This window comes from Pseudomonas sp. CIP-10, assembly GCF_020911845.1.
Lineage (GTDB): Bacteria > Pseudomonadota > Gammaproteobacteria > Pseudomonadales > Pseudomonadaceae > Aquipseudomonas > Aquipseudomonas alloputida.
The window spans coordinates 1,714,247-1,740,047 of record NZ_CP087160.1; the positions used below are offsets into that span (position 1 = coordinate 1,714,247).

General features: G+C 61.2%; 23 protein-coding genes. 6 read left to right on the forward strand and 17 right to left on the reverse strand.

Features of this window, described 5'->3' with window-relative positions:
* Positions 1–3: 3 nt before the first annotated feature.
* Positions 4–1,536 (reverse strand): NCS1 family nucleobase:cation symporter-1, encoded by a 1,533-nt coding sequence (locus LMH93_RS07825; RefSeq protein ID WP_230064968.1) that lies wholly within the window; start codon positions 1,534–1,536, stop codon positions 4–6.
* Between the two features lie 496 nt (positions 1,537–2,032).
* Entirely contained in the window at positions 2,033–2,470 is a 438-nt protein-coding gene (locus LMH93_RS07830) for an Lrp/AsnC family transcriptional regulator (RefSeq protein ID WP_003254357.1), read from the reverse strand.
* A gap of 133 nt (positions 2,471–2,603) precedes the next feature.
* Between LMH93_RS07830 and LMH93_RS07835 the strand changes: the two genes are divergently transcribed.
* Positions 2,604–3,527: a DMT family transporter gene (locus tag LMH93_RS07835; protein ID WP_010955046.1), complete on the forward strand. Its 924-nt coding sequence runs from the start codon at positions 2,604–2,606 to the stop codon at positions 3,525–3,527.
* Positions 3,528–3,558: 31 nt separating this feature from the next.
* Positions 3,559–4,485: a class I SAM-dependent methyltransferase gene (locus tag LMH93_RS07840; protein ID WP_373408654.1), complete on the forward strand. Its 927-nt coding sequence runs from the start codon at positions 3,559–3,561 to the stop codon at positions 4,483–4,485.
* A gap of 13 nt (positions 4,486–4,498) precedes the next feature.
* On the opposite strand, the gene LMH93_RS07845 is transcribed toward LMH93_RS07840, so the two are convergent.
* On the reverse strand, positions 4,499–5,497 hold the full coding sequence (locus tag LMH93_RS07845) for a sulfate ABC transporter substrate-binding protein (RefSeq protein WP_003254353.1): 999 nt from the start codon (positions 5,495–5,497) through the stop codon (positions 4,499–4,501).
* 209 nt (positions 5,498–5,706) lie between these two features.
* On the reverse strand, positions 5,707–6,528 hold the full coding sequence (locus LMH93_RS07850; protein ID WP_003254352.1) for an ion transporter: 822 nt from the start codon (positions 6,526–6,528) through the stop codon (positions 5,707–5,709).
* A gap of 157 nt (positions 6,529–6,685) precedes the next feature.
* Between LMH93_RS07850 and LMH93_RS29830 the strand changes: the two genes are divergently transcribed.
* A complete protein-coding gene (locus tag LMH93_RS29830) occupies positions 6,686–7,462 on the forward strand; it encodes an RHS repeat-associated core domain-containing protein (protein ID WP_442800194.1) in 777 nt (258 codons plus the stop codon).
* Positions 7,463–7,478: 16 nt separating this feature from the next.
* Here LMH93_RS29830 and LMH93_RS07860 read toward each other — a convergent pair whose 3' ends face one another.
* The 6 genes from LMH93_RS07860 to gcl all read right to left on the reverse strand — a co-directional run bounded on the left by LMH93_RS07860 (position 7,479) and on the right by gcl (position 15,174).
* Positions 7,479–8,354, reverse strand: a complete 876-nt coding sequence (locus LMH93_RS07860; RefSeq protein ID WP_003254350.1) for an urea transporter — start codon at positions 8,352–8,354, stop codon at positions 7,479–7,481.
* A gap of 206 nt (positions 8,355–8,560) precedes the next feature.
* Positions 8,561–9,976 carry a pyruvate kinase gene (gene pyk, locus LMH93_RS07865; protein WP_003254349.1) on the reverse strand — a complete coding sequence of 472 codons (1,416 nt, stop codon included), beginning with the start codon at positions 9,974–9,976 and terminating at the stop codon, positions 8,561–8,563.
* Positions 9,973–11,247, reverse strand: coding sequence for a glycerate kinase type-2 family protein (locus LMH93_RS07870; RefSeq protein WP_003254348.1), 1,275 nt, complete (start codon positions 11,245–11,247; stop codon positions 9,973–9,975). The genes pyk and LMH93_RS07870 overlap by 4 nt, the downstream gene beginning before the upstream one ends.
* Positions 11,248–11,487: 240 nt before the next feature.
* Positions 11,488–12,381, reverse strand: coding sequence for a 2-hydroxy-3-oxopropionate reductase (locus LMH93_RS07875; RefSeq protein ID WP_003254347.1), 894 nt, complete (start codon positions 12,379–12,381; stop codon positions 11,488–11,490).
* Positions 12,382–12,561: 180 nt separating this feature from the next.
* A complete protein-coding gene (gene hyi / locus LMH93_RS07880; RefSeq protein WP_003254346.1) occupies positions 12,562–13,344 on the reverse strand; it encodes a hydroxypyruvate isomerase in 783 nt (260 codons plus the stop codon).
* Between the two features lie 54 nt (positions 13,345–13,398).
* On the reverse strand, positions 13,399–15,174 hold the full coding sequence (gcl, locus tag LMH93_RS07885; protein WP_003254345.1) for a glyoxylate carboligase: 1,776 nt from the start codon (positions 15,172–15,174) through the stop codon (positions 13,399–13,401).
* 257 nt (positions 15,175–15,431) lie between these two features.
* On the opposite strand from gcl, the gene LMH93_RS07890 reads away from it, so the two are divergent.
* Both LMH93_RS07890 and LMH93_RS29645 read left to right on the forward strand, forming a co-directional pair.
* Entirely contained in the window at positions 15,432–15,872 is a 441-nt protein-coding gene (locus tag LMH93_RS07890) for a GlcG/HbpS family heme-binding protein (RefSeq protein ID WP_230064969.1), read from the forward strand.
* 76 nt (positions 15,873–15,948) lie between these two features.
* Positions 15,949–16,077 (forward strand): hypothetical protein, encoded by a 129-nt coding sequence (locus LMH93_RS29645; protein ID WP_014754328.1) that lies wholly within the window; start codon positions 15,949–15,951, stop codon positions 16,075–16,077.
* 221 nt (positions 16,078–16,298) lie between these two features.
* On the opposite strand, the gene LMH93_RS07895 is transcribed toward LMH93_RS29645, so the two are convergent.
* Entirely contained in the window at positions 16,299–16,910 is a 612-nt protein-coding gene (locus LMH93_RS07895; RefSeq protein WP_014590197.1) for a TetR/AcrR family transcriptional regulator, read from the reverse strand.
* A gap of 132 nt (positions 16,911–17,042) precedes the next feature.
* Between LMH93_RS07895 and LMH93_RS07900 the strand changes: the two genes are divergently transcribed.
* On the forward strand, positions 17,043–17,957 hold the full coding sequence (locus tag LMH93_RS07900) for a DUF808 domain-containing protein (protein WP_004576920.1): 915 nt from the start codon (positions 17,043–17,045) through the stop codon (positions 17,955–17,957).
* Positions 17,958–18,083: 126 nt separating this feature from the next.
* Here LMH93_RS07900 and LMH93_RS07905 read toward each other — a convergent pair whose 3' ends face one another.
* The 6 genes from LMH93_RS07905 to LMH93_RS07930 all read right to left on the reverse strand — a co-directional run bounded on the left by LMH93_RS07905 (position 18,084) and on the right by LMH93_RS07930 (position 25,767).
* A complete protein-coding gene (locus LMH93_RS07905; protein WP_230064970.1) occupies positions 18,084–19,991 on the reverse strand; it encodes an LTA synthase family protein in 1,908 nt (635 codons plus the stop codon).
* 295 nt (positions 19,992–20,286) lie between these two features.
* The gene (locus LMH93_RS07910; protein WP_004576922.1) at positions 20,287–21,069 is read right to left on the reverse strand and encodes an outer membrane protein OmpK; all 783 of its coding nucleotides are present in this window, start codon (positions 21,067–21,069) and stop codon (positions 20,287–20,289) included.
* Between the two features lie 352 nt (positions 21,070–21,421).
* The gene (locus LMH93_RS07915; RefSeq protein WP_003254337.1) at positions 21,422–22,207 is read right to left on the reverse strand and encodes an outer membrane protein OmpK; all 786 of its coding nucleotides are present in this window, start codon (positions 22,205–22,207) and stop codon (positions 21,422–21,424) included.
* Between the two features lie 139 nt (positions 22,208–22,346).
* Positions 22,347–23,702, reverse strand: coding sequence for a nucleobase:cation symporter-2 family protein (locus LMH93_RS07920; protein ID WP_003254336.1), 1,356 nt, complete (start codon positions 23,700–23,702; stop codon positions 22,347–22,349).
* A gap of 188 nt (positions 23,703–23,890) precedes the next feature.
* Positions 23,891–25,219, reverse strand: a complete 1,329-nt coding sequence (locus LMH93_RS07925) for a urate hydroxylase PuuD (RefSeq protein WP_102885747.1) — start codon at positions 25,217–25,219, stop codon at positions 23,891–23,893.
* Positions 25,220–25,263: 44 nt separating this feature from the next.
* Entirely contained in the window at positions 25,264–25,767 is a 504-nt protein-coding gene (locus tag LMH93_RS07930) for an ureidoglycolate lyase (protein ID WP_003254333.1), read from the reverse strand.
* Positions 25,768–25,801 lie beyond the last annotated feature (34 nt).

The following is a 25,801-nucleotide window of genomic DNA, read 5'->3' on the forward strand; positions in this document are numbered from 1 at the left end:
TGATTAGTGGCCGCTGTGGTCGACGGCGATGCACTCGCCGCTGACGTCGTGGTAGTGGCGGTTACGTGGCGCGATCAGCAGGTACAGGGCGGCGGCGATGCCGGCACCGATCAGCCAGGAGAACGGCGCGATACCCTGGAAGTTGGGCACCAGGGCCAGCACGATGGCCAGCAGTGCGGCCGGCACGAAGGCGGCCACGGCGCGCAGGTTGATGCCCTTGCTGTAGTGATAGGCGCCGGCCGGGTGCTCGGTATACAGCTCTGGCACGTTGATGCAGCCTTTGCGCAGCAACCAGTAGTCGGACATGATCACGCCGTACAGCGGGCCGAGCAGGGCGCCCAGGCCCGACAGGAAGTACACGATCACCAGCGGGCTGTTGTACAGGTTCCAGGGCAGGATCAGCACCGCCAGGGTGGCACTGATCAGCCCGGCACGGCGGAAGTTCAGGTGGCGCGGTGCCAGGTTGCTGAGTACGAAGGCCGGGGCGACGAAGTTGGCCATGATGTTCACCGCCACGGTGACGATCAGGAAGGCCAGGCAGCCGAGCACCAGGAATGGCGTGCTGGGTATGGCGGCGACGATCTGCGTCGGGCTGTCGATGATCTGGCCGTTGATCTGGAATTGCGCGCCGCACAGCACCACGGTGATCACGGCGAACACCAGGATGTTCACCGGCAGGCCCCAGAAGTTGCCGACGCGGATGGTCTTGCGGCAAGGCGAGGAGCGGGCGAAGTCACAGAAGTTCAGCACCAGGGTGCCGTAGATCGCCAGCCACAGTGCGCCGCCGGCGAAGATGTTACGCCACATCTCGTAGCCGGCCAGCGGGGTAGCCACCGACCAGGCAATGCGCGCGTCGGCCTTGAAGTACATGAACACCGCCAGGGCGGCGACGGTCAGCAGGATCACAGGCCCGGCAAAGGCCTCGTAACGGCGCACCATCTCCATGCCGTAGGCCAGGATCACCAGCTGCACCAGCCAGATCGACACGAAACACACCCAGCCCAGGCTCGACAGGCCGAGGATGCTGTCGTGGTCGTAGGCTGCCAGTTGCGGCCACACGGCGGTGAGCAGCACCCGCAGCACCACCGATGCCAGGTAGGTCTGGATGCCGAACCAGGCGATGGCGATGATGGCACGGATCAGCGCCGGGATCTGCGCGCCGTGGATGCCGAAGGCAATGCGGCTGATGACCGGGAACGGTACCCCGGTTTTCTGGCCCATGTAACCCGACAGGTTCATGAAGAAGTACACCAGTGCCGCGCCGATGGCCAGCGACAGCAGAATTTGCCAGCCGCCCAGGCCGAGGGCGAACAAGCCCATGGCGAACGAATAGTTGGCGATATTGTGCACATCGTTGGTCCACAGCGCGAAGATGCTGTAGCCGCCCCAGCGACGGCCTTCCATACGCGTGGGCGCCAGGTCGCGGTTATGCAGGCGCGGGCTGAGAACAAGGTCCGGCTGGTGGCCGGCAAGCGTGGACGCGGGGTGTGTGCTGGCGACGGATTGTTCAGGGGCAAGGTCGAGGCTGCTACTCATTCCGGCGGGCTCCTGATGCACATGGACTGCGATGAGCGGGCATGCGCACGGGCTCGCCATCTCGTCGGTGCAGCGTTGGCATCACAGGGTTGTGGGCGCGGCGGCCGACATTGGGTCGGCGTCGCGGATTCTTGTGTATCTATGTTTTGTTTAAGTTGTATACAAAACACGAACACACAAAAGCGAGTTCCATGCCAAGGGAAGAGCAGGTTTCAATAGCTGATCATTTCGAACTTATCTTGTTAAAAGGTAAGTTAATGAAATACAGAGAATATAAGTTGACCAAATGAACAAGTTATATTTTTTGAAAGATTGATTAGTTGATCATTTGGTCAAAATAACGGGTGGAAAGTGTGTAACGAATTGGGGCGCTACTGAAGAAAGTGCACACAAAAATGGCACCTATGGTTACGTTTTTGTGTACAAAAAATAGTCAGCTTTTCCTGTGCTGGCCTCTTCGCGGGCACGCCTGCGAAGAGTCCAGCACAGAAGCCAATCAATCCATTGGCGGCAACCGCCGCTTGACCGGGGTCTTCTTGATGATCGCGGTATTGGTCTCGGCCAGCACATTCATGAGGTCGAGCAGGGTGTCCAGCTGCTCCATCGAGCGCACATGCAGTCGGGCGACGAAGCAGTCTTCGCCAATGACCTTGTCGCATTCGGTGAATTCAGGGATGGCAATGATCTGGCGCTCCACCTCCTGCAGCTTCCCCGGTAGCGGACGGATGCGCACGATCGCCTGCAACTGGTAGCCAAAGGCGCGCGGGTCGACCTCCACGGTATAGCCGCGCAGCACGCCACGCTCTTCCAGCCGGCGCAGGCGCTCGCTGACGCTGGGTGCGGACAGCCCGCTGACCTGCGCCAGCGCCTTGAGCGAGCGGCGCGAGTCCTCCATCAGTGCGTTGATCAATAATTGGTCAATGGCATCGGTCATGCTCACCTCATCAGGTAATTCGTGTTATCTGCCTTGATAGTAAAGGCAGGTTGGCGAAAATGCCTTGGTTATCCGCTGGATGGCCAGCCTGCAGCCTTTGCATACTGTTGCCATTATCAAAGGGAGGTTTGAGATGGACAGTTCATTGCGCCGTGGCTCGCTGGAAATGGTTGCCGCCATGCTGATTTCCGGGACCATTGGCTGGTTCGTGCTGGTGTCCGGCCAGCCGGTGCTGGATGTGGTGTTCTGGCGCTGCGTGTTCGGTGCCGTGACCTTGCTGGCGATTTGCGCCGCGTTTGGCTTTCTGCGACCGGGCGTGATCAGCCGCACGGCATTTTTGCTGGCGATTGCCAGCGGGGTGGCCATTGTCGGCAACTGGCTGCTGTTGTTCGCTTCATACGCACGGGCGTCGATTGCCATCGGCACGGCGGTGTACAACGTGCAGCCGTTCATGCTGGTGGGGCTGGCGGCGCTGTTTCTGGGCGAAAAGATCACCTTAGCCAAGGTGACCTGGCTGAGTGTGGCGTTCCTCGGCATGCTGGCCATCGTCAGTGCCCATGGCGCTGGGCAAAGTAATGGCGAGGACTATCTGCTGGGGATTGCCCTGGCGCTGGGGGCGGCGTTTCTGTATGCAATCGCGGCCTTGATCATCAAGCGCCTGAGTGGCACGCCCCCGCACCTGATTGCGTTGATTCAGGTAACCACGGGTGTGTTGCTGCTGGCGCCATGGGTCACGCTTGGCGGGTTGCCGGTTGAAGTGCCGGCGTTGGCCAGCTTGTTGACACTGGGCATGGTGCACACCGGCCTGATGTATGTGCTGTTGTACAGCGCCATCCAGCGTTTGCCCACGGCGTTGACCGGTGCGCTGTCGTTCATTTACCCGATTGCGGCAATTCTGGTGGACTGGGTGGCGTTCGGGCACCGCCTGGCGCCGCTGCAGTGGCTGGGGGTGGGGTTGATCCTGCTGGCGGCGGCGGGGATGCAGCAGGGGTGGTGGTTCCGCTCGGCTCGGCATCCTGTAGGCGCGGGTTTACCCGCGAAGAGGCCCGCAAGGTAGAATGCCGCTTTTTGCCAGCCTGCGATCCGCCATGACCTCGCCCATCGACACCCTTGAGCAACACCTGCTTGCCGCCCTCGACCCTGCCCCACAGGAAACCCGCCGCCTGTTTCACGGCCGCGGCCGCTGCTGGCAGGGCCTGGAGCAGGTGACCGTCGACTGGCTGCAGGGCGTGCTGTCGGTCGCCTTGTTCCGTGAGCCGGCCGAAGGCCAGCTCGCCGAACTGGAAGCCATGCTGCGCAGCTTGGCCGAGCGCCCGCAGTGGACGGGGCAGGCGGTCATCATCCAGCACCGCTACCTGCCCGACAGCCCGGGCCAGTGGCTGCTGGGTGAGCCGTGCCAGCAACGCGAAGTGATCGAGGACGGCCTGACCTACCTGCTGGACTTGGGCGTGCGGCAAAACAATGGCCTGTTCCTCGACATGCGCTATGGCCGCCGCTGGGTGCGCGAGCAGGCGGCGGGCAAGCGCGTGCTGAACCTGTTCGCTTATACCTGCGGCTTTTCCGTGGCAGCGATTGCCGGTGGCGCTGAGCAGGTGGTGAACCTGGACATGGCCAAATCTGCCCTGTCGCGGGGCCGGGACAACCATCGCCTCAATGGCCACGATGCATCACGGGTGGCGTACCTGGGGCATGAACTGTTCAAGTCGTGGGGCAAGGTGCGCAAGTACGGGCCTTATGACCTGATCATCATCGACCCACCAACCTTCCAGCGTGGCAGCTTTGTGCTGACCCAGGATTACGCAAAGATCCTGCGGCGTTTGCCGGAGTTGTTGAATGCGGGGGGAACGGTGCTGGCGTGTGTCAACGATCCGGGCATCGGGCCGGAATTCCTGATCGAGGGGATGGCGGAGCAGGCGCCTTCGCTGGCGTTTGTCGAGCGGTTGGAAAACCCGCCGGAGTTTCCGGACGTTGACCCGGCGGGGGGCCTGAAGGCCTTGGTGTTCCGCCGGGTTTGATGTTGCTTATGCGTTACTGACCGGTATAGATCTGGTCAAAAACCCCACCGTCATTGAAGTGGGTCTTCTGCACGGTACGCCAGTCACCGAAGGTTTTCTCCACCGACAGGAAGTCCACTTTCGGGAAGCGGTCGGTGTACTTGGCCAGTACCGTTGCATCACGCGGGCGCAGGTAGTTGTTGGCGGCGATCTCCTGGGCTGCGGGTGACCACAGGTACTTCAGGTATTCCTCGGCCACGGCCTGGGTGCCTTTCCTGTCCACTACCTTGTCGACCACCGTCACCGGTGGCTCGGCTTCGGCCGATACGCTTGGGTAGACCACTTCGAACTGGTCGCGGCCGAACTCGCGGGCGATCATCTCGGCTTCGTTCTCGAAGGTGACCAGCACGTCACCGATCTGGTTGGTCATGAACGTGGTGGTGGCGGCACGGCCACCGGTGTCCAGCACGGGTGCCTGTTTGAACAGCTTGCCGACGAAGTCGCGGGCTTTGCTTTCATCGCCGCCTTGCTTGAGTACGTAGCCCCAGGCCGACAGGTAGGTATAGCGGCCATTACCCGAGGTTTTCGGGTTGGGCACGATCACCTGGACACCGTCCTTGAGCAGGTCGGGCCAGTCTTTCAGGGCTTTCGGGTTGCCCTTGCGCACGATGAACACAGTGGCCGAGGTGAACGGCGCGCTGTTGTTCGGCAGGCGGGTTACCCAGTTGTCGGGCACCAGCTTGCCGTTGTCTGCCAGGGCGTTGATGTCGGTGGCCATGTTCATGGTGATGACATCGGCCGGCAGGCCATCGATCACTGCACGTGCCTGCTTGCTCGAGCCGCCGAAGGACATCTGCACGTTGACCTTCTCATTGTGCTCGGCTTCCCAGTGCTTCTGGAAGGCCGGGTTGTAGTCCTTGTAGAAGTCGCGCATCACGTCGTAGGAAACGTTGAGCAGGGTGGGGGCGGCCTGGGCGAGGTTGCCCAGGGCCAGGCCTGCGGCGAGCAGCGAGGCGGTGAAGAGTTTTTTCACATTGCTTCCTTGTTCTTGAAGAGTGTTGGTGCAGATTGCCAGCGACTATAACGGGTGGGTTTATACGGGTTAAAGAACAAAAAATGCTTTGGTTATGCTTCTGCCTGTGCCGGCCTCTTCGCGGGTAAACCCGCTCCTACGGGGACCGCGCACGGTCCGGGCCTGTTGTAGGGGCGGGCTCACCCGCGAAGAGGCCGGCGCAGGCGCTGTCACGCTTTGGGAAACAACCCATTCCCACAGCGAGAACAGAACGCCGCCCCATGCTCGTGGGTCTTCTTGTGGCAGGTCGGGCAATCATGCTGCAGCTGCTCCCCTCGCATGGCATTGGCCAGCTCGGCGGTGAAGATGCCGGTCGGCACGGCAATGATCGAGTAACCGGTAATCATCACCAGCGACGACAGCACCTGCCCAAGCGGCGTCTTGGGCACGATGTCGCCAAAGCCCACGGTGGTCAGGGTAACGATGGCCCAGTAGATGCCTTTGGGGATGCTGGTAAAGCCATGCTCAGGCCCTTCGATCACGTACATCAGCGTGCCGAACACCGTTACCAGCGTCGATACCGTCACCAGGAACACGATGATCTTCTGCTTGCTGCCGCGTAGCGCCTCCATCAGGTAATGGGCCTGCTTGAGGTACGGGCTGAGCTTGAGTACACGGAAGATCCGCAGCATCCGGATGACCCGGATGATGAGCAGGTACTGGGCGTCGCTGTAGTACAGCGCGAGGATCCCCGGCACGATCGCCAGTAAATCGACCAGGCCGTAGAAACTGAAGGCATAGCGCAACGGCTTGGGCGAGCAGTACAGGCGGGTGATGTATTCGGCCAGGAAGATCGCGGTAAAGCCCCACTCGATGCCGGCCAGCAGGCCGGCGTAGCCTTGGTGCACTTCGTCGATGCTGTCGAGAATGACGGTGACCAGGCTGGCCAGGATGATCAGCAGGAGGATCTTGTCGAAGCGGCGGCCGGCTACGGTGTCGGTCTGGAAGACCATGATGTAGAGGCGTTCGCGTAAAGATTGCGGGGTGGACATGTGAAGGGGATTCCTTGGCCTTGATCTGCAAGCGTAGAGGGTCTTCGCCGGAGCTTGCAACGCGAAAATTCGGAGCCGACCTAATAAAAATGCCAGTTTCCTGCATCCTTCATTCGATGCAGTATGGGACTAATGGAACTACGGCTAAGGAGTTAAAATGAGATGCTTACTTGAGTTGCCCAGAGGGGCATGCGGAAGGTTGGCTTATTCAGTATATGGCTACTTGGGATGCAGTGAGCGTAGTGCTCGATTGGCATTTAATGGCCAGTTTTTGGATGGTGCAATGCGCGGGTATTTTCTGGGTAATGGGCATCGGGTTTATAGTCCGGTTCTAATGCGGTTTAATAGTCCGGATACGTTGAGTCCATTTGGAAGCGGTGGGATCAACGCTTATGCGTATTGTGGAGGTGACCCTGTCAATTTCAGCGACCCCGATGGTCAAACCCGATTTTCCAATAATCCGTCGGTGTTCGACCCGATCTTCGCGTCCATACGGAAAAAGAATTATCGTGTTCAGGGGTTTTCTTACAACCCTAAAGCACCTTCAGGTGGGCGGATCAGCCGCTTTAGGGCAAAAGATATTGATGGTGTGCCTCTTGAACGTGAAGACCCAACTGTAAGTACAAGTGGGTGGTTTTATGTGAACAAAGATCGAACTCTATTCGTCAGGGATGTGCTTGTCCCTACTGAGGGTATTGAGATGAAGTCATTGGAGGCTTTCGCCAGTGAGTTCATCAAAGCGGGTTTCACTTTGATGAAGGTTAATCCAACTCATGCGAGAATAAGCGGTAACGGTCAAGTTATGTACGATTCCGACGTGATTTTAATTAGTGAGTCAACGATGACTGATTTTTCAAAGCAGGACCTGAGTATGCCTGGGCTGGGCGCGGCAATCCGCAAGGGACGTAAGAAGTTTAGAAGTTTTTTTGAATGAATCAGTGATGTGACATCTAACTGCGCAGACTCTTGGTGTTGGAGCGTTCGCCTACCTGCTTCAAGTGGCCGCTCAGGTGCATCAGCCAGCAGGCGATGACGAAGGGCGCCGTCAGGCCAGGTATCGGAAGCAACTTGAACGGCGGTTGCAGCAGCAGGGCCAGGGCAATTGCTAGCAACGTCACCCATGGTTTTTCCCTCTGGCGGCTAAACGCCAGTGCCGCCAGCGCGGCATTGAAGCCATACAAACCCAGCCACGCTGCCTGTGCCTGGTCGGCGAGCAACGCCACCCCGCCGCCAATGGCCGAGCCGATCACCGCCCACAGCGCCGCATAGGGATTGGCGATGAACATGCCGACGATGATCAGCAGCCCGGCCAAGGGTTGATCAAGCAGGAAGATCTGGCCCACGCCGCGGGCCAACGCGTACAGCGGGTCAGCTTCGACGAAGCCGCTTGGTGAGGGGCTGACGACTAGCAGTGTGCCCCAGCCCAGCAGCACGAATGGCGCGGTATAGGCGACCAGCAACTTGCCGCCGCGCTTGCGCCACTGGTGGGTGATGATGCTGGACAGGCCGCCGGCGGCGATGATCAGGGGGGGCAATATGACCGACCAGGGCAGCACGGCGCTGATCAGAATGCCGATCAGTACGCCGTTGTAGCAGTACAGCCCGGCCTGGCGGTCGGCACGGTCATAGCCGCGTGCCTGGGCGGTGAGCAGGCCGGCCAGGGCGCCAAGCAGCGCGCCGCCGACCAGGTTGGGTGCGGTCAGCAGGATGGCCAGCAGGCAGCACAGGCCGCACAGGGGGTTGCGCAGCAGCAGCACCTGGCTGAAGCCGTTGAGTAACGCCGTGGCCCAGTCGGGGCACGGGTTGACGAAATTTTTGGTGTACATGGGGCAGTCAGTGAGGTTGATGGGGGAGCGGTGGGCCTCTTTGGGCCTCGGTTTTCCGCGGTCGGGTAGAGCGGTATTCGGGGAGGGCTTTGCCCTCCAATCGCGACACGAGGCCACTCCCACAGGGATCGCATTCCCTTGTGCCAGCGTGGCCCTGTGGGAGCGGCCTTGTGTCGCGAAAGGGGCGCAACGCGCCCCCGGCAATCTCAGATCAAAGTCTCGATCCGCAGCGTGTTAGTCGTACCCGGCTTGCCGAAAGGCACGCCAGCGGTGATCAGCAGCGTGTCGCCACGGCTGGCCATGCCTTGCGCCTGGGCAATCTCCAGGGCAGTGGAAACCACCTCGTCCACCTGACGCAGGCGGTCGTTGACCACCGAATGCACACCCCAAGCCACGCTGAGGCGGCGTGCGGTGTTCAGGTTCGGCGTCAGGTTGAGGATCGGTGCCCGTGGCCGCTCGCGTGCCGCGCGCAGGGTCGAGGCACCCGACTCGCTGTAGTTGACCAGCACCGCCACTGGCAGGATGCCGCTGATGCGGCGGATCGCGCAGCTGATGGCGTCCGACACGGTGGCCTCGGCCTTTGGCCGGCCGACGTCGAGCTGGGCCTGGTAGTCCGGGCCGTTCTCAACCTGGCGGATGATCTTGCTCATCATCTGCACGGCTTCCAGCGGGTAATCACCCGAGGCGGTTTCGGCCGACAGCATCACTGCATCGGCACCTTCGGCCACCGCGTTGGCCACGTCGGTGACTTCGGCACGGGTTGGCGCTGGCGAGAAACGCATCGACTCGAGCATCTGCGTGGCCACCACCACGGGTTTGCCCAGCTGGCGGCAGGTGCCGATGATGCGCTTCTGGATCTGCGGCACGCTCTCGGCCGGTACTTCCACGCCCAGGTCACCACGGGCCACCATGATCGCGTCTGCCAGCTCGGCGATGGCTTGCAGTTGCTCGACGGCCGATGGTTTCTCGATCTTGGCCATCAGGTAGGCGCGGTCGCCAATCAGCTGGCGCGCTTCGACGATGTCCTCAGGGCGCTGCACGAACGACAGGGCGACCCAGTCCACACCCAGCTCCAGGCCAAAGGCCAGGTCGCGGCGGTCTTTTTCGGTGAGCGGGGAGAGGTCGAGCACCGCTTGCGGTACGTTGACGCCCTTACGGTCGGAAAGCTCGCCACCGTTCAGCACCTCGGTGTCAATCGCGTCGCTGTGCTTGGCGGTCACGCGCAGGCGCAGTTTGCCGTCGTCCAGCAGCAGGTCCATGCCGGGCTCGAGGGCGGCGATGATTTCGGGGTGCGGCAGGTTGACCCGGCGGCTGTCGCCCGGGGTTTTGTCCAGGTCCAGGCGCAGGGCCTGCCCGCGTTGCAACTGCACTTTGCCTTCGGCGAAGCGGCCAACGCGCAGCTTCGGCCCTTGCAGGTCCATGAGGATGCCCAGCGGGTAGTTCAGTTGCTGCTCGACTTCGCGGATCCACTGGTAGCGCAGGGCGTGGTCGGCATGCTCGCCATGGCTGAAGTTGAGGCGAAAGATGTTCACCCCGGCTTCGACCAGCTGGCGGATATCGTCGATGCCGTTGATCGCAGGGCCAAGGGTGGCGAGGATCTTAACTTTTTTATCAGGCGTCATGATTGGGCAGTCTCGAGGATCAGGATGGCGCGGAAGTCGTTGACGTTGGTGCGGGTCGGTTCGGTGACGATCAGCGCATCCAGCGCGGCGAAGTAGCCGTAGCCGTTGTTGTTGTCCAGCTCGTCGCTGGCCGACAGGCCCAAGGCTTCGGCGCTGGCGTAGCTGGCCGGGGTCATGAAGGCGCCGGCGTTTTCTTCCGAGCCATCGATGCCGTCGGTGTCACCGGCCAGGGCGTACACGCCCGGCAGGCCTTTCAGGCTTTCGGTGAGGCTGAGCAGGAACTCGGCGTTGCGCCCGCCACGGCCATTGCCGCGCACGGTCACGGTGGTTTCGCCACCCGACAGGATCACGCAGGGCGCTTTGAGCGGCTGGCCGTGCTGAACGATTTGCCGGGCGATACCGGCATGCACCTTGGCCACTTCGCGCGATTCACCTTCCAGGTCGCCGAGGATCAGCGGGCTGAAACCGGCCTGACGGGCTTTGACCGCGGCGGCCTCGAGCGACTGCTGGGGTTTGGCGATCAACTGGAAGTGGCTGCGGGCCAGGGCCGGGTCATCGGCCTTGACGGTTTCCGAGGCCGGGTTGTTCAGCCAGTCGATGACCGCTTTGGGCGCTTCGATGTTGTAGCGTTTGAGGATGGCCAGGGCGTCGGCCGAGGTGCTCGGGTCGGCCACGGTGGGGCCGGAAGCGATGACCGTGGCGAGGTCGCCCGGTACATCGGAAATAGCATAGGTGTAGACCGTGGCCGGCCAGCAGGCCTTGGCCAGGCGCCCGCCCTTGATCGCCGAGAGGTGCTTGCGCACGCAGTTCATCTCGCCGATGGTGGCGCCGGATTTCAGCAGTGCCTTGTTGATCTGCTGCTTGTCGGCCAGGGTCAGGCCTTCGGCAGGCAGGGCCAGCAGCGCCGAGCCACCGCCAGACAGCAGGAAGATGACGCGGTCTTCTTCGTTGAGGTTGCTGACCAGTTCCAGCACGCGCTTGGCCACAGCCAGGCCGGCAGCGTCCGGGACCGGGTGGGCGGCTTCGACCACCTCGATCTTCTGGCAGTTGGCGCCGTGGCCGTAACGGGTCACGACCAGGCCGGAGACTTCGCCCTGCCAGCTTTTCTCGACCACTTCGGCCATGGCAGCTGCGGCCTTGCCGGCGCCGATGACGATAACCCGGCCGCTGCGATCGGCGGGCAGGTAGGGTTCGAGGACTTGACGGGGGTGGGCGGCGGCGATGGCTGTGTCGAACAGTTCGCGGAGAAGTTTTTGCGGATCGACCGACATGGCAGGCTCCCAATTATTGTTGTTCTGCAGAATCAAAAACGCCCCTGGAACTGCCTCCGTGCAGGCCGAACCAGGGGCGGGTGTTGCTCGATGCCACCATTGGGCCTGTGGTCGCAGGTTCAACGGCGTTGGCTTCTTCGCGGACAAGCCCCGCTCCTACATGCACAGCTCTGAGCGATTGTGCGGTCTTTGGTAGGAGCGGGTTTACCCGCGAAGAGGCTAGTGAAGGCTAAAAACGACTTATTTGTCGTCGCGGATCGAGAAGTTGGCCATGTGCTCCAGGCCTTTGATCAGCGCCGAGTGGTCCCAGTTGCCGCCGCCCAGTGCCTGGCAGGTGTTGAACACTTGCTGGGCATTGGAGGTGTTGGGCAGGTTGATGCCCAGTTCCTTGGCGCCTTGCAGGGCCAGGTTCAGGTCCTTCTGGTGCAGGTTGATGCGGAAGCCTGGGTCGAAGGTGCCCTTGATCATGCGCTCGGCGTGCACTTCGAGGATTTTCGACGAAGCAAAGCCGCCCATCAGTGCTTCACGCACCTTGGCAGGGTCGGCGCCGTTCTTGGCGGCGAACAGCAGGGCTTCGGCCACGGCCTGGATGTTCAGGGCGACAATGATCTGGTTGGCGACCTTGGCGGTCTGGCCGTCACCGTTGCCACCGACCCGGGTAATGTTCTTGCCCATGGCTTCGAACAGCGGCAGGGTGCGCTCGAAGGCTTTCGGGCAGCCACCGACCATGATGCTCAGGGTCGCGGCCTTGGCGCCGACTTCACCACCGGACACTGGCGCGTCCAGGTAGGCGGCACCGGTAGCCTTGATTTTTTCGGCGAAGGCTTTGGTAGCGGTAGGGGAGATCGAGCTCATGTCGATCACCACCTTGTTCGGGCCAACGCCTTCGGCCACGCCGTTTTCACCGAACAGGACGCTTTCGACCTGCGGGGTGTCGGGAACCATGACGATGATGAATTCGGCTTCCTGGGCAACTTCTTTCGGGTTGGCCAGGGCCACGGCACCGGCGGCGATCAGGTCGGCTGGCGCGGCGTCGTGGTGGGTGGAAACGAAGATGCTGTGACCTGCTTTTTGCAGGTTCTGGGCCATGGGCTTGCCCATGATGCCGGTGCCGATGAAACCGATTTTAGCCATGAGAGATTACCTCGTTGTATTTGTTGAATCTCGATGGAGCAGGCTGCACAGGCCCGTTGTTGGACACAGAATTCTGTGGGAGCGGGCTTACCCGCGAAAGCGGCAGTGAAGCCAACGTCGCATTCGCGGGTGAACCCGCTCCTACAGGGTCAGGCATGTGTCACAGGACCTCGATCAGCCTTAGATTGCGTTGTGGGTTTTCAGCCAGCCCAGGCCTGCTTCGGTAGTGGTCTTGGGCTTGTACTCCGCGCCCACCCAGCCCTGGTAGCCAATGCGGTCCAGGTGTTCGAACAGGAAGCGGTAGTTGATCTCGCCGGTGCCTGGTTCATTGCGGCCGGGGTTGTCGGCCAGCTGGATGTGGTTGATCAGTTTCAGGTTGGCTTCCATGGTGCGAGCCAGGTCACCTTCCATGATCTGCATGTGGTAGATGTCGTATTGCAGGAACAGGTTGTCGCTGCCCACCTCGGCCTGGATTTCCAGGGCCTGCTGGGTGGTGTTCAGGTAGAAGCCTGGGATGTCGCGGGTGTTGATCATTTCCATGACCAGGCGAATACCGGCGCCCTTGAGCTTGTCAGCGGCGTAGCGCAGGTTCTCGACGAAGGTCTTGCGCACGGTGGCGCAGTCCGGGCCTTGTGGGCGGATGCCGGCCAGGGCGTTGACCTGGGTGTTGCCCAGCACCTTGGCGTATTCGATGGCCTTGTCGACACCCGCGCGGAATTCCTCGACGCGGTCAGGGTGGCAGGTGATACCGCGCTCACCTTTGGCCCAGTCGCCGGCCGGCAGGTTGAACAGCACCTGGGTCAGGCCGTTGGCCTCCAGCTGCTGCTTGATTTCAGCTGCGCTGAAGTCATAGGGGAACAGGTATTCGACGCCGCTGAAACCAGCATCGGCGGCAGCCTTGAAGCGGGCCAGGAAGTCCTGTTCGGTGAACAGCATGGACAGGTTGGCAGCGAAGCGAGGCATGAGTTGTCTCCTTGCGATGAAGGCCCCCAGGGCGTGCCTGGGGGCGTCAGGCGATCAGTCCAGCAGCGAGATGGCGGTTGGCGCGTCGTTGCCGACCAGGGCCAGGTCTTCGAATTCGTTGACCGCGTTGATCTCGGTGCCCATGGAAATGTTGGTCACACGCTCGAGAATCACTTCAACCACCACCGGCACGCGGAACTCTTCGGCCATCTTCTGTGCCTTGATCAGGGCAGGGGCGATTTCTGCTGGCTCGAACACACGGATGGCCTTGCAACCCAGGCCTTCGACCACGGCGACGTGGTCGACACCGTAGGTGGCAGCGTCGGTCGAGTTGATGTTCTCGAACGCCAGTTGTACACAGTAATCCATGTCGAAGCCACGCTGCGCCTGGCGGATCAGGCCCAGGTAGGCGTTGTTCACCAGTACGTGAACGTACGGCAGGTTGAACTGCGCACCCACCGCCAGTTCTTCGATCATGAACTGGAAGTCGTAGTCACCCGACAGCGCCACAACCTTGCGCTTCGGATCGGCTTTGACCACGCCCAGTGCAGCAGGGATGGTCCAGCCCAGCGGGCCGGCCTGGCCGCAGTTGATCCAGTGGCGTGGCTTGTACACATGCAGGAACTGCGCGCCGGCGATCTGCGACAGGCCGATGGTGCTGACGTAGCAGGTGTCTTTGCCGAACACCTGGTTCATTTCTTCGTAGACGCGCTGCGGCTTGACCGGCACGTTGTCGAAGTGGGTCTTGCGCTGCAGGCTCGACTTGCGCTCCTGGCACTCTTCCAGCCAGGCCTTGCGGCACTTGAGCTTGCCGGCCGCTTTCCACTCGCGGGCCACTTCCAGGAACACGTCCAGTGCCTTGCCAGCATCGGAAACGATGCCCAGGTCCGGGGTGAACACGCGGCCGATCTGGGTCGGTTCGATATCGACATGCACGAACTTGCGGCCTTCGGTGTAGACATCGACGGAACCGGTGTGGCGGTTGGCCCAGCGGTTACCGATACCGAATACCAGGTCGGACTTCAGCAGGGTTGCGTTGCCATAGCGGTGCGAGGTCTGCAGGCCAACCATGCCGACCATCTGGGCGTGGTCGTCCGGGATGGTGCCCCAGCCCATCAGGGTCGGGATCACGGGTACGCCGGTCAGTTCGGCGAATTCGACCAGCTTGTCGCTGGCGTCGGCGTTGATGATGCCGCCACCGGCTACCAGCAGTGGGCGCTCGGCGTCATTGAGCAGGGCCAGGGCTTTCTCGGCCTGTACGCGGGTGGCGGATGGCTTGTTGACTGCCAGTGGTTCGTAGGCATCGATGTCGAATTCGATTTCGGCCATCTGCACGTCGAACGGCAGGTCGATCAGCACCGGGCCTGGGCGGCCGGTACGCATTTCATAGAAGGCCTTCTGGAAGGCGTAAGGCACCTGGCCTGGCTCCAGAACGGTGGTCGCCCACTTGGTCACTGGCTTGACGATGTTGGTGATGTCGACAGCCTGGAAGTCTTCCTTGTGCAGGCGGGCACGTGGCGCCTGGCCAGTGATGCACAGAATCGGGATGGAGTCGGCCGAGGCGCTGTACAGGCCGGTGACCATGTCGGTGCCGGCAGGGCCGGAAGTGCCGATGCACACACCGATGTTGCCCGGGTTGGCGCGGGTGTAGCCCTCGGCCATGTGCGAGGCACCTTCGACGTGACGAGCGAGGACGTGATCGATGCCACCGACTTTCTTCAGGGCCGAATACAACGGGTTGATGGCAGCCCCCGGGATGCCGAACGCGGTATCTACACCTTCACGGCGCATGACCAGAACGGCTGCATCGATTGCTCTCATTTTGCTCATGGTTTGTGCCTCATCGATTTTGTAATTGTATACAACTTGCTTTGCGACAGAGTGTATTCACGCCTGGCGGCTCAGGTCAATGGGTTTTCATCGGGTGGGCTCGCTTTCGTCAAAGCGGCCGTGAAAACGGCTATTTGCGCCATCGCATACGATCGTTTCAAAATATTGTATACAAAAATACATCTCGTTGTGTTCTATTTGCTCTATCGGTTTTCAACTGCCCTTAGGGCTTCTCACAACAAGAAGAGGACCTTTCCATGAACGTCTTGAACCTGAAAATCGCTGTCAGCCTGGTAAACGCCGCACTGGCGGCAGGCCGCAAGATCAACGCCGCGCCACTGACCGTTGCGGTGCTGGATGCCGGCGGGCACCTGCTGGCGTTGCAGCGTGAGGATGGCGCGAGCCTGATTCGGCCTGAAGTGGCCACTGGCAAAGCCTGGGGTGCGATTGCCTTGGGCAAGGGGTCGCGCTTGCTGGCGCTGGATGCGCAGCAGCGGCCGGCTTTTTTTGCCGCGTTGAACGGGATGGGTGAGCGGCCGGTGGTGCCGGCGCCAGGTGGGGTGCTGATTCGTGATCAGGACGGCAAGGTGCTGGGTGCCTTGGGGATCAGCGGCGATACGTCGGATATCGACGAGCAGTGTGCGATCAGTGCGATCGAGGAGGTGGGGTTGCGGGCAGATGCCGGGGTAGCGGCGTAAGGCTCAAGTCAGCTGGGGCCGCTTTGCGGCCCATTCGCGACACAAGGCCCCACAAGGACTGCGCCAGGCTTTAGATGTGTACGGCGACTTTCAGGGCTTCCAGCGCCGGCTCGACCTTGATGCCCAGCGCTGCACCCAGCTCCATTACCCAGGGTTGATGGGCGGGTTTGCGGTGATGATGTTTCTCGACACTGCGCTGGGCTGAGGCTGAACACCGGCCTGTGGGAGCGGCCTTGTGTCGCGAAAGGGCCGCGAAGCGGCCCCGGCATTATTTGCATCGACGCTGAAGCCCCGGGGCTGCTGTGCAGCCCTTTCGCGACGCAAGGCCGCTCCCACACGGATCGCGCCAGCTTTTAGAAATTGAGCAAGACGGTTGCTCCCACAGGGGCGTGCGACCCCAGTGGAATGCGGTCCCCATTGGCCATGTCAGGCCACCTCTGGCTCACAACCCTTGAGCACCATGCGGATAATGGTTTCGGCCGCCGCGTCATAATCACTGTCGGCCAGCTTGGCCTTGCCGGTCACCGCAGAAATCTGCCAGTCGAAGTCGGCATAGGTCTGGGTCGCCGCCCAGATGCTGAACATCAGGTGATGCGCGTCCACATGGGCGATCTGCCCGCGGTCGATCCAGCGCTGGATGCACTCGATGTTGTGTCGGGCCTGTTCGTTCAACTGCTCGACCTGGTTCGGAGACAGGTGCGGCGCGCCATGCATGATCTCGCTGGCGAACACCTTGGACGCATGGGGCAGGTCACGCGAAATGCGAATCTTCGAGCGAATGTACGCACTCAGCACTTCCTTCGGGTCGCCGTCTGCATTGAACGGCGTGGATGCCTGCATGATCGGCGCGATGATGCTTTCCAGGACCTCGCGGTAGAGATTGTCCTTGGACTTGAAGTAGTAATACACGTTCGGCTTGGGCAGGCCGGCCTTGGCCGCGATATCGCTGGTCTTGGTGGCGGCGAAGCCCTTGTCGGCGAATTCCTCGCTGGCCGCGCGCAGGATCAATTCCTTGTTGCGCTCGCGAATGGTGCTCATGGTCAGGGATCTTCCTCGTGTCTGGCCACCTCTAAGGGGGATCGGGCATGGTAGCACCGGGGTCGACGGGCGCTCAAGGCAGCGGCTTTGGGCTAGAATCCGGCACATTGACTTATTTGGATACAAGCAAACATGGCAGGAAGCAGTCTACTGGTACTGATCGACGACATCGCCACGCTGCTGGATGACGTCTCGCTAATGACCAAAGTCGCGGCGAAAAAGACAGCGGGTGTGCTGGGTGATGACCTGGCGCTGAATGCCCAGCAGGTCACCGGCGTGCGCGCCGATCGCGAACTTCCGGTCGTGTGGGCGGTGGCCAAGGGGTCGTTCGTCAACAAGGCGATCCTGGTTCCGGCCGCGCTGCTGATCAGTGCGTTCATACCGTGGGCGGTTACGCCGTTGTTGATGCTGGGTGGCGCGTTCCTGTGCTTTGAGGGTTTCGAGAAGCTGGCGCACAAGTTCCTGCACAGCAAGGATGAGGACGACGCGCAGCACAAGGCTCGACAGCAAGCCGTGGCGGACGCCAATGTCGACCTGGTGGCCTTCGAGAAGGCCAAGATCAAGGGCGCGGTGCGCACCGACTTCATCCTGTCGGCCGAGATCATTGCCATTACCTTGGGGATAGTGGCGGATACGCCGCTGCCGCAACAGATCATCGTGCTCTCGGGCATAGCCATTGTCATGACCATCGGGGTATACGGGCTGGTCGGCGGCATCGTCAAGCTCGACGACCTGGGGCTGTGGATGACCACGAAGGCCTCGCGTCTGGCTCAGTTGGTTGGCAACGGCATCCTCCGGGCTGCGCCCTACATGATGAAGAGCCTGTCGGTGATTGGTACTGCGGCGATGTTCCTGGTAGGGGGTGGGATCCTGGTGCATGGCATCGAGCCGCTGCATCATGCCATCGAGGCGTTCAGCGAAGGGCGTGGCGGGGCGTTGACCGGGGCGTTGCTCAACGGCGGGGCCGGAGTCATCGCAGGTGCTGTGGTGCTGGCGGTGGTAAGCGTTGCGGGGAAATTGTGGCGGGCGGTTCGGCCAGCCAATTGAGGCGTGTGGCCGGGGCTTTGCCCCGGTTCGCGGGTGAACCCGCTCCTACAGGGGATTGCTTGTTTCTGCAGGAACGGGCTTGCCCGTGAGCACCGGCAACGCCGGTGCCATCGCCGGATTGCAGGTCTACTGTTCGGCCACCGCCCCTTCCTCCTGCGGCTTCCAGGCCAGCAACCCCTTGCTGAAATCGTTGGCAGCACTTTGGTAATAGGCAATCGCCCGGCGGATCAGCGGGTTGTCACTGTCTGCACTCATTTCCCGGCTGTTGCCCAGGGCATCCTGGTGCACCCGCATGCCGCCGCGTGGGCTGAGGATCGCCAGGTCCTTGCCGTCGAACAGCCCCAGATGCTGGTAGTTGCCGATCAGTACCCGGGGTGGCAACTGGTTATTGCGCAGCAGGTCGCGGCCGAAGAAGGTCGAGGTATAGCTCAGGTTGAGCAGGCCGAGCAGGGTGGGTGCCAGGTCGATCTGGCTTGCCAGTTGCGGATCCTCGCGCGGGGCGATCAGCTTGGGTGCATAGATCCACAGCGGAATCTGGTAATTGCGCACCGGCAGGTCTTCCACCCCGGCGCTACCGGCGGTGTGGTCGGCGACAAACACGAACAGGGTATTGTCGAACCATGGCTTGCCCTTGGCTTCCTGCAGGAACTGCGCAATGGCATGGTCAGTGTATTTCACCGCACCTTCGCGGCCATCGCCCGAAGGAATGTCGATGCGGCCGTCCGGGTAGGTGTAGGGGCGGTGGTTGGAGGTGGTCATCAGTTGCAGAAAGAATGGCTGCTGCCTGGCGTGGCCGGCATCGGCCAGCCTGAGGGTCTGCCGGTACAGGTCCTCGTCGGCCATGCCCCAGGCGTTCTTGAAGCTGATTTCGTTCTCGGGGACGCTGCTCTGGTCGACGATGCGATAGCCGTTGCCGCTGAAGAACGCGTTCATGTTGTCGAAGTAGCCACGCCCGCCATAGACGAACACTGCGTCATAGCCGACAGCCTTCAACTGCTGACCAAGGCTGGCATAGCCGCTTTCGCGGCCGATGCGCTTGACGATCGAGCGGCCGGGGGTAGGGGGGATTGACAGTGTGATGGCTTCCAGGCCCCGGTCGGTACGGGTACCGGTGGCATAGAAGTTGTTGAAGTACAGGCTCTGCGTGCGCAGTACGTCCAGGTTGGGCGTGAGGTTGCGCGGGTCGCCGTTGCTGCCCATGTACTTGGCGCTGAAGCTCTCGATGGTGACCAGGATGATGTTGGGCTTGCGTGGTGCGCCGCTGGCGTTGATATGACGGCGAATGTCCTCAGGTTCGCTGGCTTTGAACTGCGTGTTGGGCTCGGCCAGCTCTTGATGCATCTGCGCTCCGACTTCGCTGGCGTTGAGGCTGGCGTAGAACTGGGTGTAGTCCAGCTCGTTGTTCCGGAACGCGGCAAAGAACTGGTACGGGCCGTTGCTTGCCAGTTCGCGCTGATAGGCGTTACCGCCCTGCCCGCGGGGGAACTGCTGGTCGATCAGGAGTACGCTGAGCCCGCCCAGCACTGCCAGCAGGGCAAGGCCGCCAAGGCGCTGGCGCAGGTTGGCGCTGGGCGCAGCGAGTGCACGGGAGAGCGGTTTGCGCAGAATCAGTGCGAGCAGCACGGCCACCAAGGCAATGCTACCCAGCAGGGTCGGTAGCGGGTACGACTCGCGTATATTGTCCAGCACTTCTTTGGAGTAGACCAGGTAGTCGACGGCGATGAAGTTGAAACGCACACCGAATTCGTCCCAGAACAGCCACTCGGCCACGGCGACGAACAGCATCACGAACAGGCTGACGATGAGTGCGCCGCCCATCAGCCTGCGATGTAAGGCCGTGCGCCACAGTGCGGTCGGGCATATCGCCAGGTACAGCCCCAACGGCAGTGCAGCGTAGGTGAGGAAGCTCAGGTCGTACACGGCACCACTCAAGAATAATGAGAAGTAGTCGCCATGTACTTCATCAAGATGGGTGACCAGTAATACCAGGCGGGTCAGCAGGAAGATGCCGAACCAGAGTGAGCAAACTAGCATAAGATACCGCCACGGGGCGGCGAGGTGGGTGCGCATTAAGTAGGCCTGTTTTCTTTTTGGAATGGTGCGAAGAAAAGCAGATTAGTTCAGGCTATGCAAAAAAAATGTCAAAAGTTTGAGCGGTGGCCATGAGGCGTTCTGCGCGTGGCCAGCAGACGCCACCACAGGGCTGCGTCGCCGCTGCCAGGCAAAACGTCGCACCAGTGGATAAATGCCTGTGAGCGTGTAAGTTAAAGCTGATTTTTTACTGCGTAACAGCGCCGCTACATAACGGCGCTGTTAACTTTTCAGTGCGTCAGAAGTGCACTTTCACCAAGAAGCTCATGGTGTTCTGGTCGGTTGTAAAGGCATCGCTGTCCTTGATACCGTACTTGTTCTTCCAATAATCGTACTCCACACCCACATACAACTGCTTTTCGCCCAGGTGCAGCGCCTTGCCCAGGTCATACTTGATCTGCGGGTTGAAGTGCAGGTTGGCCTGGTAGGTGCCGCGGCGGTTCTCGTCGTTGTCCACCACCCAGTCCATGAAGCCGTCGATCAGCACGTCGGAATCGCCGACCGGAATGGTGTACGACCACACCGGGGTGATCTGCCACACGTTGTCGCCAGCGCGGCTGCCGTCGGTGGTGCGGTTGTAGAAGTTCAGCTGGAAGTAGTCGAAGCCCGGGATGGCCAGGTCGAAGCCCGGGCCGATCAGGTAAGACTCGGTGTCACCCTCGCCAAACTCGTAGGTCATCGCCAGCAGCACGTCCTTGACCGGGCCCAACTCCAGCTTCTGGTCGAAGATCTTGCCGAACGACAGGCGTGGGCTGAACTCGCCATAGTAGGTGTTAGGGCCGTTGCTGGCGTCCTTCTTGCCTTGGTAGAAGATCTTGTCGACGAAGAAGAAGTTATCGCCGTACTTCCACGCGTCGGCGTGTTCGAAGGTGAATGTTTGCTGGGTCTCGGGGTTGACCTTGAAGTTCTTGCCCCACAGGTAGGTCAGGCTGTTGTTCTGCCATTGCAGCAGGTCGCCGCCGAAGGTGGTGCCGCAGGCCAGCAGGCCGCCGGCAAGGATCAGGCTGTTGATGGTACGCATTGCGAGTGTCGCTCCCTTGATTGATCTGTTGTCAGCGCTCGTTGTTGGCGCTTTTTTGTCTTTTAAGTCAGCTTTTTTCGATAGGCCACAGCTGTTTGGCAAGGGTCGAGCCAACTTTTCCGGGTTGGCAAAACCTTCCTGCTCGACTTCGTTCTGAACGGATGAAAAGGGTCTTTCAGGCTGGCAACACGTTGGCCAACCGCCCGTATTCATTGACTGAGCGGTCAGTAAACGCAGGCAGAATCCGTTCTGCCCTGATCGAGGGGGCGCGCAGATTACTGGCTTGCGCGCCGCGCCTCAAGTGCTCCGTCCTGGAGCGGGGTGATTCAAACTTGTGCGTTTGGTCAACTTCCTAGAAGTGCACCTTGATCAGCGCACTGGCCACGCTCTGGTTGCTGTCCAGGTTGCCGCGGCTGTCAATGCCGTACTTGTCTTTCCAGTAGCTGTATTCAAAGCCGACGTAGAGCTGCTTGGCGCCCAGGTTCAGCGCCTTGCCCAGGTCGTATTTAACCTGCGGGTTGAAGTGCAGGTTGGCGTGATAGGTGCCACGGCGGGTCTGGTCGTTGTCGGTAACCCAGTCCATGTAACCGTCGATCAGAATGTCTGACCGGCCGACAGGGAGGGTGTACGACCAGCCGGGGGTAATCTGCCAGACATTGTCACCGGGGCGGCTGCCTTCGGTGTTGCGCACGTAGAAATTGAGGGTGAAATAGTTGAAGCCGGGGATGTTCAAGTCAAAGCCTGGGCCGATCAGGTAGGCCTCGTTGTCGCCTTCACCGCGCTCGTAGGTCATGGCCAGCAGCACGTCCTTGATCGGACCGAAGGCAAGCTTGCGGTCGAAGATCTTGCCCAATGACAGGCGTGGGCTGAACTCGCCGTAGTAGGTGGTCACACCTTTGCCGGGGTCGGCCTTGCCGTTGTAGAAGATCTTGTCGACGAACATGAAGGTGTCGCCGTACTTCCATTTGTTGGCGTGCTCGAAGGTGATGGTCTGCTGGATATCAGGGTTGACCTTGAAGTCCTTGCCGTACAGGTAGGTCAGGCTTTCGCCGTGCCATTGCAGCCATTCGCCTGCGTGCGAGGGTAGGGTGGCCAGCAGGCTGCTGCCCAACAACAGGGACGTGGTGATGCGCTTCATGTTGTGATTCCCGGACTTATTGTTTTTGTTGGCGGTTTTTTTGGCGCGCAGGCGCCCCGGGCGACCCATTCCGGCGGGTCGACGGCGTAGCGGTTACTGCAGAGGTGATGAGGGGCGGTCATGCACCGCCCCTTTTGGCTCAATGCTGGTGACAGACGTCGTTGTGCATTGCGCGGTCGGCACCGCCAAGGATGTTGAACAGAACGTTCAACACCAGGGCACAGACCGTGGCCATGGCGATACCGCTGTGGGTGATGGGTTCCATCCACTGTGGCATCTGGGCAAAGAACTCCGGACGCACCACGGGGATCAACCCGAAGCCGACGCTCACGGCAACCAACAGCTGGTTGCGGCGGTCGCCGATGTCCGCCTCCTGAAGAATCTTGATCCCGGTGGCGGTGACCATGCCGAACATGGCGATGGACGCGCCGCCCAGTACCGCAGGCGGGATCGAGGCAATCAGGAAGGCCGCCTTGGGCAGCAGGCTGAGCAGGATCAGCAGTGCACCGGCCACGATGGTGACATAGCGGCAGCGCACCCCAGTCATCTGCACCAGGCCGATGTTTTGGGCGAACGAGGAGTGGGTGAAGGTGTTGAAGAAGCCCGCAATAAACGACGCACCGGCATCGCACAGCAGGCCGCGACGCAGCATGCCAGGGGTGACTTCGCGATCGGTCACCTTGCCCAGGGCCAGGAACATGCCGGTGGACTCGACGAAGATGATCACCACTACCAGGCACATGGACAGGATCGGCGCCAGGCTGAAGGTCGGCATGCCAAAGTGCAGCGGGGTGACCACCTGCAACCACGGTGCTTCATTCAGACCCGACAGGTCGACCATGCCGATGGAGCCGGCCAGGATGTAGCCAAGGCCCATGCCCACCAGTACCGACACGTTGACCCAGAAACCGCGCATGAAGCGGTTGATCAGCAGGATAACGGCCAGTACCAGGCCGGCCACCAGCAGGTAGATCGGCGAGCCGAACGTTTGAGCGTCTTGGCCGCCACCGGCCCAGTTGACGGCCACCGGGAACAGCGACAGGCCAATCGAGGTGATCACCGTACCGGTGACCAGTGGGGGGAAGAAGCGGACAACCTTGGACATGAACGGCGCGATCAGCATGCCGAAGAACCCGGCAGCGATGGTCGCGCCGAAGATCCCCTGCAGGCCCACGCCGGGCATGCCGGCCATGGCCACCATGCTGCCGACGGCAGCGAAACTGGCACCCATCATCACCGGCATGCGGATGCCCACCGGGCCGATACCGAACGACTGGATGATGGTAGCGACGCCAGCGACCAGCAGGTCGGCGTTGATCAGGAAAGCGACTTCTTCACGGGACAACCCGGCGGCCTGGCCGATGATCAACGGCACGGCGATCGCGCCACCGTACATCAGCAGAACGTGTTGCAGGCCAACCAGGAACAGTTGGAACAGGGGCAAGGGTTCTCGCGGCGGCGCAATGGGGATATACGCCTTGCGTGACTCGGACATGCAGCACCTCGAGTTTTGTTTTTATTCTCGGATCCAAGCGGCAGGCCTCATGCCTGCGCGCTCGATGCTTGCTTGTTGCGTAACACATGGAGCTTGAGGCCGGGGCTTCCGGCCTCTTCGCGGGCAAGCCCGCTCCTACAGGGGAAGGTGATTCCCTTGGGGGGGGCGGGTTGCCTGGCGAGGTGCTGTCAGTTGACCTGGGCGCCTTTGGCGATCCAGTCGCCGACGAGCTTGCGCTCTTCGGTGGTCATCTGGGTGATGTTGCCCAGCGGCATGATCTGGCTGGCAACCGCTTGCGCCTGAATGCGCGCGGCCTGGGCCTGGATCTGCTGCGGAGTGTCGAACATCACGCCGGCAGGAGCGGCGCTGAACAGTGGGCTGGTCGGCTTGGACGAGTGGCACACGGTGCAGCGTTCCTGGATGACATTGTGGATCTTGTCGAAGTCGCCACCACCGGCCTGGGCAGCGGCCTGGGCCGGTGCCTGCGCAGGTGCGGCGGGTGCTTCGGCAGCCTTGGCGGCGTCCTCGGCACGCTGCTCGGCAGCGGTCTTGCCGCCTACGGCAGTTGCCGGCAGCGGTTGGTAATCAATCTTCGCTGCGGCTTGCTCAGGGCTTACGGCCATCGGTTTCGGGCCGGTAACGTAGGCCAGGCAGATCATCGCCAAGGCGCCGACGGGCAGGGTCCAGGCGTACTTGTTGCTGTCGTGGCGGGTGTTGAAGTAGTGGCGGATCAGAACCGCGGCTACTGCGATACCGGCCAGGATCAGCCAGTTGTACTGGCTACCGTAGGTGCTCGGGAAATGGTTGCTGATCATGATGAACAGCACCGGCAGGGTGAAGTAGTTGTTGTGACGCGAGCGCAGCAGGCCCTTGGCCGGCAGTACCGGGTCGGGCGTCTGATTGTTCTCGATCGCCGCCACCAGCTGGCGTTGGGCCGGCATGATGATGCGGAACACGTTACCGACCATGATGGTGCCGATGATCGCGCCGGTGTGCAGGTAGGCACCACGGCCGCTGAACACCAGGCTGAAGCCCCAGCAGGCAGCGATGATCAGCACGAACAGCACACCACCGAGCAGCGCTGGCTTCTTGCCCAAGGGCGAGTCGCACAGGAAGTCATAGATGAACCAGCCAGCGATCAGCGAACCGATACCGATAGCCACGCCTTCGGCACCGCTCAGGGTGCTGCCAGGCGCCAGCAGGTACAGCGCCGGGTTCCAGTAGAACACCACGCACAGCAGGGCGATACCGGACATCCAGGTGAAGTAGGCTTCCCATTTGAACCAGTGCAGGTTCTCGGGCATTTTCGGGGGGGCGAGCTTGTATTTCTCCAGGTGGTAGATACCACCGCCGTGAATCGCCCAGAGATCACCCGACAACCCATCGCGCGGGTTGCTTCGGTTCAGGTGGTTCTCCAGCCAGACGAAGTAGAACGATGCACCGATCCAGGCAACGCCGGTGATCATGTGAACCCAGCGAATGCTCAGGTTCAGCCATTCGTGAAGGTGTGCTTCCACAGTATGTACCTCTGCCAGTCACCGAGAAGATGACTGACCTTTTCTTATTGGTGGGGATTGAGGATCAGCATCTGTTCCTCGGTGAAGTAATGCTCATCGCAGTTGTTGCCAGAACCACTGCGATCAACCACCAGGAAATCATCCCGCTTTTCGATCGTCAGCACCGGGTGGTGCCAGACGCCGCGATGGTAATTAACGCCCTGCCTGCCATTACTGCGGAAGGCTCGGACCAAGCCTGATACAGGTGCATCGCCAACGGGCGCGACCACGATCAGAAAGGGGTTGCCGAGCAGCGGGATAAAAGCCTGGCTGCCCAGCGGATGGCGCTCCAGCATGCGCACGGTCAGCGGCATGTCCTGCGCGTCGGCGCGGAAGATGCTGATGATCGCCTTGTCTTCAGGCTCGGCGGTTTCGACCGTGGCGAGCTTGTGAAAGCGCATGGTCGAGCCGTTGTTGATCATGAAGTGGTCGCTGCCGTCGGTTTCGATCACGTCTCCGAACTGGGCGAAGGCTTCTTTGGTCAAGGGCTCGATCATCAGGGTGCGCATGCGGTTATCTCTTCTATTGTTCGTTTTCTGAATA

Bases quoted from the DNA above. Each gene is read 5' to 3' on its own strand.
- LMH93_RS07825 (WP_230064968.1), bottom strand. From the start codon at position 1,536: ATGAGTAGCAGCCTCGACCTTGCCCCTGAACAATCCGTCGCCAGCACA.
- LMH93_RS07830 (WP_003254357.1), bottom strand. From the start codon at position 2,470: ATGACCGATGCCATTGACCAATTATTGATCAACGCACTGATGGAGGAC.
- LMH93_RS07835 (WP_010955046.1), top strand. From the start codon at position 2,604: ATGGACAGTTCATTGCGCCGTGGCTCGCTGGAAATGGTTGCCGCCATG.
- LMH93_RS07840 (WP_373408654.1), top strand. From the start codon at position 3,559: ATGACCTCGCCCATCGACACCCTTGAGCAACACCTGCTTGCCGCCCTC.
- LMH93_RS07850 (WP_003254352.1), bottom strand. From the start codon at position 6,528: ATGTCCACCCCGCAATCTTTACGCGAACGCCTCTACATCATGGTCTTC.
- LMH93_RS29830 (WP_442800194.1), top strand. From the start codon at position 6,686: ATGAGATGCTTACTTGAGTTGCCCAGAGGGGCATGCGGAAGGTTGGCT.
- LMH93_RS07860 (WP_003254350.1), bottom strand. From the start codon at position 8,354: ATGTACACCAAAAATTTCGTCAACCCGTGCCCCGACTGGGCCACGGCG.
- pyk (WP_003254349.1), bottom strand. From the start codon at position 9,976: ATGACGCCTGATAAAAAAGTTAAGATCCTCGCCACCCTTGGCCCTGCG.
- LMH93_RS07870 (WP_003254348.1), bottom strand. From the start codon at position 11,247: ATGTCGGTCGATCCGCAAAAACTTCTCCGCGAACTGTTCGACACAGCC.
- LMH93_RS07875 (WP_003254347.1), bottom strand. From the start codon at position 12,381: ATGGCTAAAATCGGTTTCATCGGCACCGGCATCATGGGCAAGCCCATG.
- hyi (WP_003254346.1), bottom strand. From the start codon at position 13,344: ATGCCTCGCTTCGCTGCCAACCTGTCCATGCTGTTCACCGAACAGGAC.
- gcl (WP_003254345.1), bottom strand. From the start codon at position 15,174: ATGAGCAAAATGAGAGCAATCGATGCAGCCGTTCTGGTCATGCGCCGT.
- LMH93_RS07890 (WP_230064969.1), top strand. From the start codon at position 15,432: ATGAACGTCTTGAACCTGAAAATCGCTGTCAGCCTGGTAAACGCCGCA.
- LMH93_RS07895 (WP_014590197.1), bottom strand. From the start codon at position 16,910: ATGAGCACCATTCGCGAGCGCAACAAGGAATTGATCCTGCGCGCGGCC.
- LMH93_RS07900 (WP_004576920.1), top strand. From the start codon at position 17,043: ATGGCAGGAAGCAGTCTACTGGTACTGATCGACGACATCGCCACGCTG.
- LMH93_RS07905 (WP_230064970.1), bottom strand. From the start codon at position 19,991: ATGCTAGTTTGCTCACTCTGGTTCGGCATCTTCCTGCTGACCCGCCTG.
- LMH93_RS07910 (WP_004576922.1), bottom strand. From the start codon at position 21,069: ATGCGTACCATCAACAGCCTGATCCTTGCCGGCGGCCTGCTGGCCTGC.
- LMH93_RS07915 (WP_003254337.1), bottom strand. From the start codon at position 22,207: ATGAAGCGCATCACCACGTCCCTGTTGTTGGGCAGCAGCCTGCTGGCC.
- LMH93_RS07920 (WP_003254336.1), bottom strand. From the start codon at position 23,702: ATGTCCGAGTCACGCAAGGCGTATATCCCCATTGCGCCGCCGCGAGAA.
- LMH93_RS07930 (WP_003254333.1), bottom strand. From the start codon at position 25,767: ATGCGCACCCTGATGATCGAGCCCTTGACCAAAGAAGCCTTCGCCCAG.